Source organism: Xenorhabdus sp. PB61.4, from assembly GCF_963894935.1.
GTDB lineage: Bacteria > Pseudomonadota > Gammaproteobacteria > Enterobacterales > Enterobacteriaceae > Xenorhabdus > Xenorhabdus stockiae.
Genome location: NZ_CAWQJR010000187.1, coordinates 19662 through 28989, shown reverse-complemented (window position 1 = coordinate 28989; position 9328 = coordinate 19662). Strand labels below are relative to the sequence as shown.

The following is a 9328-nucleotide window of genomic DNA, read 5'->3' as shown; positions in this document are numbered from 1 at the left end:
AATACAGAATTTTTTATAAAAATAACCTTATCTTTTTTCTATTGGAAAAGTAAAAAATTCTGGAATATATTTTTAGTAAAACTCCAAATAAATTACTTATCTTAGATCTAGAATACAATTTATATTGCTTGGCTATTAATACATCATGGACATACCCTCTATCTTTTGGAGCCAACAATAACATTACTCCCACTGCTATTTTTTTCAATATTTTATTTAGTTTAATAATTTCATAACCTGATAGCTTATTCCTCAAGTTTATTTTTGCCAAACTATTAAAGTCCACTTCAATACCTAAATAAGGCATTAATTTAAATTGAGATTCAGCTGAATAAAGCAACTTCTCATTATAATAATCATCCCTTACCTTTTCAGAATGCACTCTGTATTTTAATAAAACATCAGGAAGATTAATAAACTTATAGCCTTCACCAATTGTTAATAAAAATAAATTTACCCATAATCCATAATCTTGTGCTTTTTTATAATTTTCAGGATAAGAAGCCCCTAATTTCAGAAAAGTCTCTTTTCTTATCATTACAGTAGGATGATAGAAAGGACAGTCAAATGCAATGCAGGATATTATTTCTTCATGACTTAAAGGTGGAGTTTTATTATTACCCAGTTCTTCATGAATGCTCATAGATGTACCACAAACAATAATATCTGTATGCTCAACCATAAAATCATATTGCTTTTTGAGTCTCTCTGGAAATGAATAATCATCAGCATCCATTCTGGCTATAAACTCCCCTCTGGATAAATATATCGCCATATTCAAAGATTTAGCAAGCCCCATATTATAGGCATTCGTGATAATTTTTATTCTGCTATCTCTCTTCTGAAACTCAAAGAGTACCTGATCTGTATTATCCGTTGAGGCATCATTAACTATGATAAATTCATAATCATAAAATGACTGACTGAGAATTGACTCTACGGCTTCAGACAAAAATTCACAACCATTGAAAACGGACATTATTACAGATATCTTAGGAACATCTTTATTCATGAAACAAACCCTTATATTAAATGAAACAGGAGTTACCAGATTAAGTCTTTTATTTAATATTTATTTGTAAATTAGTTTTGCAACAAATTCAGGGAATAAATCACATATATGGTAGAAAAATTTATTTCTTAACATCTTTAGATATTTGTTCATATAGATAAATAATCAAAACCAACTTTAATATTTTATTAAATCCCCATATTAATATCGTTATATATATTACCATAATATTCTTAAACGTTTACTCTATAAGAGCCAATTAATACTCTTTACACTAAATGTAAAAATGCCACGCTATCGCATGGCATTTAATAACAGAACAACACTTATCATTTACTCATTTTTTTGCAATAACCATCTATATATCAAACCACCAATAATTCCACCAATCAAGGGAGTCAGCCAGAATAACCATAACTGTTCTATCGCCCAGGTTCCTTGAAAAATAGCCACTCCTGTACTTCTTGCAGGGTTAACTGATGTATTTGTTACAGGTATACTAATTAAGTGAATTAGTGTTAACGCTAAACCAATCGCCAATGGCGCAAATTTAATTGATGCATTTTTATCTGTTACTCCAAAAATCACAATCAGAAAAAATGCACTTAATACCAACTCAATGATAATGGCAGATTGTAATGAAAATCCTCCGGGAGAATGTTCCCCATATCCATTGGAAGCAAAACCGCTTTCCGTCGCATCAAAATCACTCTGACCACTAGCGATTAAATACAATACCGCTGCGGCCGCAATTCCTCCAATCACCTGAACAATAATATAAGGAATGACATCTTTGGCTGGAATACGTCCACCAACAAATAGACCTAATGTGACAGCCGGATTAAAATGCCCTCCTGAGATATGACCGACAGCATATGCCATAGTCACAACTGTTAAACCAAAAGCCAGTGATACTCCCACAAAACCAATCCCAAGTATTGGGAATGCCGCCGCTAAAACAGCACTTCCACACCCTCCGAACACTAACCAAAAAGTTCCTAAGAACTCTGCCGATAATTTTTTAAACATTACATGATTCCTCAACGATACCTGCATGAATGCAAAAGAATCCAAACAAAGTTTAGTTAGTATTTTTAAATATGTGCAAGGATCCGTCAGCAGAAAATAGATGACAAGAAAATACGAAGAGTAGTGATTTCAATAATTAGCAAAGATGTATTTATTTAATCAACATAACAACCTGAGTTTATTGATATTAAACTCAGGTTGTTGAGTTACTTAATTAGTAATTTATTTCTCTACTGATGCATTGATCTTATCTGATGTCTGCCAAATACGATATTTAACTTTTATCGTCTTCGGTGTATATACCACGATTGGTAATTTACTGTTATAACGTACAAATGCATCCTTATCTAAATTCACTGTCACGAACTTCATGGTTTTTTTCTGATCAGCACAGGCCATTTTAGTTGACATTGGGCCAGCTACTTTATCCAATTCATAATAATTATATCCCCAACCATCGAGATTTTTGGTTTCAAGTTGTCCACCAAACCAATGATGATTGCAATCTACCATCATACTTTTACCAATCATCAATTCGACCATGTAATTATTTTCGTCCTTTTCAGGTGCTAGCGTAATTACACTGCGAACCATGCCCTCTGAAGGTTCAGGGAATGGAGCCAGATCATCAGTTTTATCAGCCTGGGCATAAACCGAAACGCTCATAGCAGCTAAAGCAAGTAGATACTTTTTCATTTTTTCACCTCTTGGTATGTTTAACAACGCAAGAGAATCATAACAGCGAAAATTCAGTAATAAATTATGCTTTTTTGGCAAGGTACTGATTTTTACCACTATTATTTTGAAAGGAAATAACACCTTCTTCAGTGGAGAATAAATTTACATTAACAATCATAGAGATACGCCATTTTTATAAAATATTTTTTATGTGATATCTCTCAAATCTGGTATTACAATGGGCTGCTACACTCATAGTGTGGTAGTAAACTTCGTAATTGGAGGTCCCATGTTTCCAGAATTTGCAGAAGATCGTGATTTAGTATCCAACCTGAAAGACTCCCACCCTCGTTTCCAATCCTTGTTTGAAAAACATAACCGCCTTGACCATGAAATATCGCAGCTTGAAGGCCCGAATGGGGCTGGCTATAACGAAAAAGTCGTGCGATTAAAAAAAGAAAAACTCCATATAAAGGATGAGATGCAAAGGATTTTACAGGCGGAATCTCAGAAGTAATCCTGCCATAGACTGACGCCTGCTACGCTGAAAAGCGGGCGTCTTATGAAGACATCGGTTTTTATTGTGCCACCATCATAGGGTTCTCAATAAGAGAACTTTAAATTATCAATATCCATAAAAAAGCCACCATGAAGGTGGCAAAAACTGGAGCAAGGTTTTTTTCATTATTTATTGGGTGACAGCAGGTTGTGGCGCAGCTTTCTGGCGAGGTTGTCTCTTAGTTTTTGCCCTCGGATGCGGCGTAACACTTTCAACATCGCCTGGCTTAGAAATAAAGCGCACAAACGTTTCATGGCTGACGAACGTTGCCCCACAATTGATATTCTGGCATTGGTTATAGCGCTCTTTTGTTTGGCTTGAATGCTCAAAGCTACTACGGGTATGCGCTGATTGATTACAAAGAGGACACTTAATCATAATTGTTCACCTTTCTTGAAAGCATTGTTCTTGGAATAACAGTCTTGAAATAACACCATCTCGTCTGGTGAACAATATACCAAAGATCTCATATTGAGATCAAGTGTTTATTTTGGGATCTTTAGCTTCTGGTTTGATCTCGACCTCATCAAGTTTAACCTCAAGATCTAATGAGGTTGTGAAACCACTGTCATTAAGGTTGTGAGTGACTTTAACGATTGTCCAGTCAGTACCGTCGATTTCTTTTTTAAATCCCTCAATATGCACTGGCATTTCAGGATAAAGCTCAGCACGCCCTTTCGCTAAAGTAATAGAGAACTGTGCTACACCTCGCTGTAATTTTTTCCAAGCTGCTTCGGCTGCACGTCCTGCCTCTTCTTTGCTGGAATATATACGAGAAAGAGTCAGAACATTTTCACTTGAACCTTGCAAATATTGCTTGGATTTTTGTTGTTCAGTGGTTGCTTGTTTATATTCAACCGCAGACTCTTGTTGTTCTTCATAAGAAAAACTTCCATCAACGCTAAAGCTTTTGTCACTTCTCTTTTCCCCTTTACGAGCGGGCTGAACATAAGAAGGTTTGTGCTTTTTTGCTCCACTTTTTGACAGATCCACCCTCCCAGGCTTATGTTTAGGCTTTCCTTTCTCCTTTTCCGGAAATTTTTTGTCTTTGTTTTTAGAACCTCCTTCTTTTTTAGGTGGCTCTTTATTTGATGGATTATCTTTTGTCGTATCCGTTTTAGTACTTTCATATTGAACTGATACTTCAACCTTGGCACTTTTGGATTCTCTCCGCTTATACTCTACCGTCTGTTTAGCCGTTGTGCGTGTATCCAGCCACTGCGCTATTACTCCGGTGTAAGACTCACGATCAGATAGTGTAAATCTGTGATTATCGCCAGAATTACGGATAATTTTGACCGGAGGAATAGGCGTACCACTGCCTGTTTCATTCTCTCCTTGACGAATAAACAACAATTCGCCATTTTTGACCGATGCAATCGCCCCTTCCTGCTTCGCGACTCTAGTCAAAAAGCTTACGTCAGATTCATTAGTCTGATCGATATGCATAGTGATGTTTTTTAAAGTATCACTAATCTTAAAGTTCAATTGATTTCTTGTCGCGACCGTACTAACTATCGTTTCTAACGTGTGTTTATGGTAAGACACCTCGCGCTTAACGTTCAGATAACCGCGTAAATCAACACTGCGGGCACGTATAGTTACTCGATCAGGAGCACCAACATGTTCAATTTCATCAATAACGAATTTTCCTTTTGGGGTTAAAGGGCAGCCATGCCACCCCAATTCCAATGTCAAAATATTGCCTCTTGATGGCAGTTTGAGTTCACCATTTGCATCATCCAGCTCAATATCAAGCTGATCTGATTCCCCCCCTCTATTATCCGTCAGAGATAAAGACATTAAACGTGACTGTATTTTTCCGGTAATATCCTTATCATCGATTTCTAAGCGAAAAGCGGGTGCTCCCTCTTTGCCTGTAATCAAATCGAATTGAGGTATCCAATCTGTACTTGGCATCCACTGTTTGAAATCGATCATGAGAAGAGCTCCTTAACTGTCTTTATACCGTCATCCTTCAGTTTCGAAAGATCATCCCATGAGTTAGGCATTTTGCCTTTAATATCCGTTAGCTGTTGCTGCAAATCGCCCAACATCTCCAACAGATTGTTATCAACACGCCGTAGTGTCAGCGTAAAGCTAATTTTACGGGGCGCACCACCTGACATAAATTCCGTTTTTGTTTCATCAATGCTTTCAATAACAAACATGCCATAAATTGCGCCACTACCATCAATCAAAGACCATGCTTTGCCACTATCAGCCATCAATTTCAATGCTGTTAGTGACAAGGAGCCACCTGTCAGTTCAGGATAAAGATCGCCAGATAACGTTACTGTATCGTTATCCGGCCCCACAAATTGCCATGCAGGCCGTGCTCCCACACGGCTATTGAAGGCATGTCTCCAGCTTTGTTTATGCTGGAAACTTTGATATGGCGTAGTTTTCAGCATAAAAACAAATAAACCAAGTGCAGCCATCATAAGAAATCTTCTCCTCTGTCAGAAAGTGAGCTACGCATACGGGCTTGCTGCATACGTTCCCGTTGTTCCAGTTCCTGTCTGACCATTCGGGCGATATCCTGCGCGGACTGTCCCTGAGAGCCATAGACATAAATGTTGTATTGCGGCGCGGCGCTAGCTTGTTGCTGCGGCTGGCTCCGCATTTGTTTTGCCTGAACTTCCTCATAAGCATGAGCAGGCAAACTTTGTGCATGTAACGGTGCGTCCTGCGCTGCAACAGGTAATGACATAGCGCTGATGGCAACTCCCACGGCTGCATACTTCGCCGTATCTAAACGGCTAGTAACACTGGCTCCGCCACTGACAAGTTCAGGACCACGTTCACCAACAATGGCTGTTTTTCCAGCAGGGACATAGCCACCTTTATCTAATAAAGGCGTTTGTACTTTCTTAGCCTGTTGAGCCGTTTCATTTTTAGTAATTTCCTCTGTTTTCTTTAGTGCAACTTCCTTTTTCTCATCGCCTTTCCACCATGATGTGAAGACGTCAGTAATAGAAGAAATCTTACCTTTCAGTGCTTCCCATTTTTCCTGAATACCCGTCAACAGATTATCGATCATATCCGAACCGGCAGTTTTTAATTTCTCTGGAATAGCCTGAACATCGGCAACAATTTCATCCCATTTATCTGAAATTGATTTTTTGACACTTTCCCAGATTTCAGATGTATTCTGTTTAACTGACTCCCAGGCACCACTGATTGTTGACTTGACCCATTCCCATGCTTCCGAAGCACTTTGTTTAATCGTGTCCCAGTTATTGTAGATAATGCCGATTAAGCCACCATCCATGAAAAAGCTCTTAATACCTTCCCACGCTATGCTGACAAGGTTTTTAATTCCCTCCCAGGCACCACTGAAGATATTTTTCACGCTATCCCATAAAGCCATAAATTTCGGTCCCAGTGACTCCCAATTCTGCCAAATATAAATAGCAGCCATTGCGATGACACCAATAATGGCAAGAATTGGGTTTGCCATCATAGCCCGGCCAAGAAACATCATTACCTTACCTAATGTGCTAAAAGCATTACTTAAAAAAGACAATCCTTTTACACCGACACTCGCCAGAACATTTATGCTGTTTCCCAAAATCCCGAAAACTTTTTGCCCAATATTCCCTAATGCCCCTAAGCCCCTTCTCTGTTTTCCAAAGGAATCTTTATTTCCTTTGTTAGATAGCAAATCAGCACCATCATTTAGTGAGCCAAAAACTTTATCCCCGGTTTTACCAAAGAAATCCATGGCAGCTCTTAGTGCTTCCAAAGCCTCAGTTCCGAATTGTGCAAATGCCTTCAAGCCATCTCTTAAATTCTCCATAGCCTGAATACCGACCTGAGCAAATCTATTCAAGTTGGCTCTTAATTCTTCCAGCCCCTGAACCCCGATTTGAGTAAAAATATCCAGACTAGATTTCAGCTTATCCAGCGCCTGAACACCTAATTGAGCAAAGAAATTCAGACTGGCTTTTAATTCTTCCAGAGCCTGTATACCTAATTTGGCAAATACATCCAAAGGAGAAGTTAATTTATTCAGAGCCTGAACTCCCAATTGGACAAATGCATCCAGCGTGGATTTTAATTTATCCAGTGCCTGGGTTCCCAATTGGGCGAATATATCCAATGGCGCTGTTAATTTATTCAGAGCCTGAACTCCCAGTTGAACAAATGCATCCAGCGTGGATTTTAATTTATCCAGTGCCTGAGTTCCCAATTGGGCAAATATATCCAATGGCGCTGTTAATTTATTCAGAGCCTGAATTCCCAGTTGGACAAACGCATCCAACGTAGATTTCAATTTATCCAGTGCCTGAACACCTAATTGAGCAAAAAAATTCAGGCTGGCTTTTAATTCTTCAAAAGCACTAAGTCCCAACTGAAAAAATGCTTCCAGTGTGGATTTCAATCTATCCAGTGCCTGAATACCTAATTGGGCAAAGAAATTCAGGTGAGCTTTTAACTCATTAAAAGCATTCAATCCTAACTGGACAAATGCTTCCAATGTGGATTTCAATCTATCCAGTGCTTGAATACCTAATTGGGCAAAGAAATTCAGACTCGCTTTTAACTCTTCAAAAGCACTAAGTCCCAACTGGACAAATACATCTAAAGGATGTGTTAATTTATTCAGCGCCTGCATCCCTAGCTGCACAAAAGCATTTAAACTAGATTTCAATGTATCCAGTGCCTGGCTACCTAATTCTGCAAATCTATTCAGGCTGGATTTCAATGTATCCAACGCCTTAATACCTAACTGCGCAAAAGTGTTCAGACTGGACTTTAATGTATCCAGTGCCTGACGCCCTAATTCAGCAAACTTGTTCAGACTGACTCTCAGGTCAACAAAAATCTGAATTCCAAATTGGGCAAAAATATTCAGACTGGCCTTTAGCTCAACAAAAGCATTAATTCCCAACTGCATAAAAAAGTTCAGGCCTGCTCTTAGTTCTACAAAAGCCCGAATACCTAATTGCACAAAAAAGTTCAGACTTGCTCTTAATTCAGTAAAAGCCTGAAGACCCAATTGGATGAAAATACTTAAACTTGTCCTGAGCGCAACAAAAGCCCTAACACCCAGCTGCACAAAAAAGTTCAGGCTGGCTCTTAAATCTGCAAATGCCTGAAGACCTAATTGGACAAAAATACTTAAACTTGTTTTAAGCGCGATAAAAGCCCTAACACCCAGCTGAACAAAAAAGTTCAGGCTGGCTCTTAAATCAGAAAAAGCCTGAAGACCCAATTGGACGAAAATACTTAAACTTGTCTTGAGCGCGACAAAAGCTCTAATACCCAGCTGCACAAAAAAGTTTAGACTGGTTTTTAAATCAATAAATGCCTGAATTCCCAACAACGTAAATATATTTAAACTGATTCTTAAGGAATCAAATGCCCTTATACCTACATTGCCGAATATTTTTATTTTATTTATAATTGTTTGGAATGTAATATTTACAAAGCCAGCCGTTAAATTCAAAACCCCATTAATTTTATTCAGCATGCCAAATAAAATTGTTATTTGAGGATTAATATTAATGACCAATTTATCTAACAATTTAAAATTGTTAGTCATATTACCCGTTACACCAACATTCAATTCATTTTTTTTACCAGATGAATTTTCCTGTCTGACACTTTGAGTTATTTGGGTAATATTTACTGATTGGCTGGCAGCACTGACTTGTGTCACCTTTGAGGAACTCTGCCGCGCAGAGAAAGATTGCTTAATTGTTTGATTATAGGCTTTAAGATCGGCGCGCATACGCGCAGTTTCCTGCGCATAACCAACAACTGGTTTTAACCCTTCGACAGTCCTATTAAGCTTTTTAAACTGGTTATAAATTTTATCTACTGAACCAACCAGCTTTTTTTGCTGTTGTTGAACAGATTTAAAAGAACTGGTCAGCTTATTAACGGTACTCAGTACCTTATCAAGCTGTGACTGTACATTACTCATTTTCTGCACCACTTCTTAAAATGGCCCGATGTCGCCAGTCCAATAATTCCGACAGTGACATTTCATCTGTATCTGCCGGTCTCCAGTGAAAAACGGTGGCAATATCTGCCACCAG

General features: G+C 38.3%; 9 protein-coding genes. 1 reads left to right on the top strand and 8 read right to left on the bottom strand.

Going from position 1 to position 9328, the window contains the following annotated elements; all coding sequences use genetic code 11:
• Positions 1 to 13: 13 nt before the first annotated feature.
• The 3 genes from AACX68_RS15825 to eco all read right to left on the bottom strand — a co-directional run bounded on the left by AACX68_RS15825 (position 14) and on the right by eco (position 2737).
• Complete coding sequence (locus AACX68_RS15825; protein WP_228859743.1) at positions 14 to 1012, bottom strand: glycosyltransferase; 999 nt, start codon at positions 1010 to 1012, stop codon at positions 14 to 16.
• A 333-nt stretch (positions 1013 to 1345) separates the two neighbouring features.
• Positions 1346 to 2041: an aquaporin Z gene (aqpZ, locus tag AACX68_RS15820; RefSeq protein WP_228859742.1), complete on the bottom strand. Its 696-nt coding sequence runs from the start codon at positions 2039 to 2041 to the stop codon at positions 1346 to 1348.
• A 222-nt stretch (positions 2042 to 2263) separates the two neighbouring features.
• The gene (eco, locus tag AACX68_RS15815) at positions 2264 to 2737 is read right to left on the bottom strand and encodes a serine protease inhibitor ecotin (RefSeq protein ID WP_228859741.1); all 474 of its coding nucleotides are present in this window, start codon (positions 2735 to 2737) and stop codon (positions 2264 to 2266) included.
• 271 nt (positions 2738 to 3008) lie between these two features.
• On the opposite strand from eco, the gene AACX68_RS15810 reads away from it, so the two are divergent.
• Positions 3009 to 3236 (top strand): YdcH family protein, encoded by a 228-nt coding sequence (locus AACX68_RS15810; RefSeq protein WP_099121944.1) that lies wholly within the window; start codon positions 3009 to 3011, stop codon positions 3234 to 3236.
• 171 nt (positions 3237 to 3407) lie between these two features.
• On the opposite strand, the gene AACX68_RS15805 is transcribed toward AACX68_RS15810, so the two are convergent.
• The 5 genes from AACX68_RS15805 to AACX68_RS15785 form a co-directional block, all read right to left on the bottom strand.
• On the bottom strand, positions 3408 to 3656 hold the full coding sequence (locus AACX68_RS15805) for an ogr/Delta-like zinc finger family protein (RefSeq protein ID WP_228859740.1): 249 nt from the start codon (positions 3654 to 3656) through the stop codon (positions 3408 to 3410).
• 99 nt (positions 3657 to 3755) lie between these two features.
• Positions 3756 to 5219, bottom strand: a complete 1464-nt coding sequence (locus AACX68_RS15800; RefSeq protein ID WP_228859739.1) for a phage late control D family protein — start codon at positions 5217 to 5219, stop codon at positions 3756 to 3758.
• Positions 5216 to 5722 (bottom strand): phage tail protein, encoded by a 507-nt coding sequence (locus AACX68_RS15795; RefSeq protein WP_228859738.1) that lies wholly within the window; start codon positions 5720 to 5722, stop codon positions 5216 to 5218. The genes AACX68_RS15800 and AACX68_RS15795 overlap by 4 nt, the downstream gene beginning before the upstream one ends.
• A complete protein-coding gene (locus tag AACX68_RS15790; protein ID WP_228859737.1) occupies positions 5719 to 9213 on the bottom strand; it encodes a phage tail protein in 3495 nt (1164 codons plus the stop codon). The genes AACX68_RS15795 and AACX68_RS15790 overlap by 4 nt, the downstream gene beginning before the upstream one ends.
• Positions 9206 to 9328 (bottom strand): GpE family phage tail protein, encoded by a 123-nt coding sequence (locus AACX68_RS15785; RefSeq protein WP_086955987.1) that lies wholly within the window; start codon positions 9326 to 9328, stop codon positions 9206 to 9208. Before AACX68_RS15785 ends, AACX68_RS15790 begins: the two co-directional genes overlap by 8 nt.

Coding starts and splice junctions, on each gene's coding strand:
- AACX68_RS15825 (WP_228859743.1), bottom strand. CDS start 1,012: ATGAATAAAGATGTTCCTAAGATATCTGTAATAATGTCCGTTTTCAAT.
- aqpZ (WP_228859742.1), bottom strand. CDS start 2,041: ATGTTTAAAAAATTATCGGCAGAGTTCTTAGGAACTTTTTGGTTAGTG.
- eco (WP_228859741.1), bottom strand. CDS start 2,737: ATGAAAAAGTATCTACTTGCTTTAGCTGCTATGAGCGTTTCGGTTTAT.
- AACX68_RS15810 (WP_099121944.1), top strand. CDS start 3,009: ATGTTTCCAGAATTTGCAGAAGATCGTGATTTAGTATCCAACCTGAAA.
- AACX68_RS15805 (WP_228859740.1), bottom strand. CDS start 3,656: ATGATTAAGTGTCCTCTTTGTAATCAATCAGCGCATACCCGTAGTAGC.
- AACX68_RS15800 (WP_228859739.1), bottom strand. CDS start 5,219: ATGATCGATTTCAAACAGTGGATGCCAAGTACAGATTGGATACCTCAA.
- AACX68_RS15795 (WP_228859738.1), bottom strand. CDS start 5,722: ATGATGGCTGCACTTGGTTTATTTGTTTTTATGCTGAAAACTACGCCA.
- AACX68_RS15790 (WP_228859737.1), bottom strand. CDS start 9,213: ATGAGTAATGTACAGTCACAGCTTGATAAGGTACTGAGTACCGTTAAT.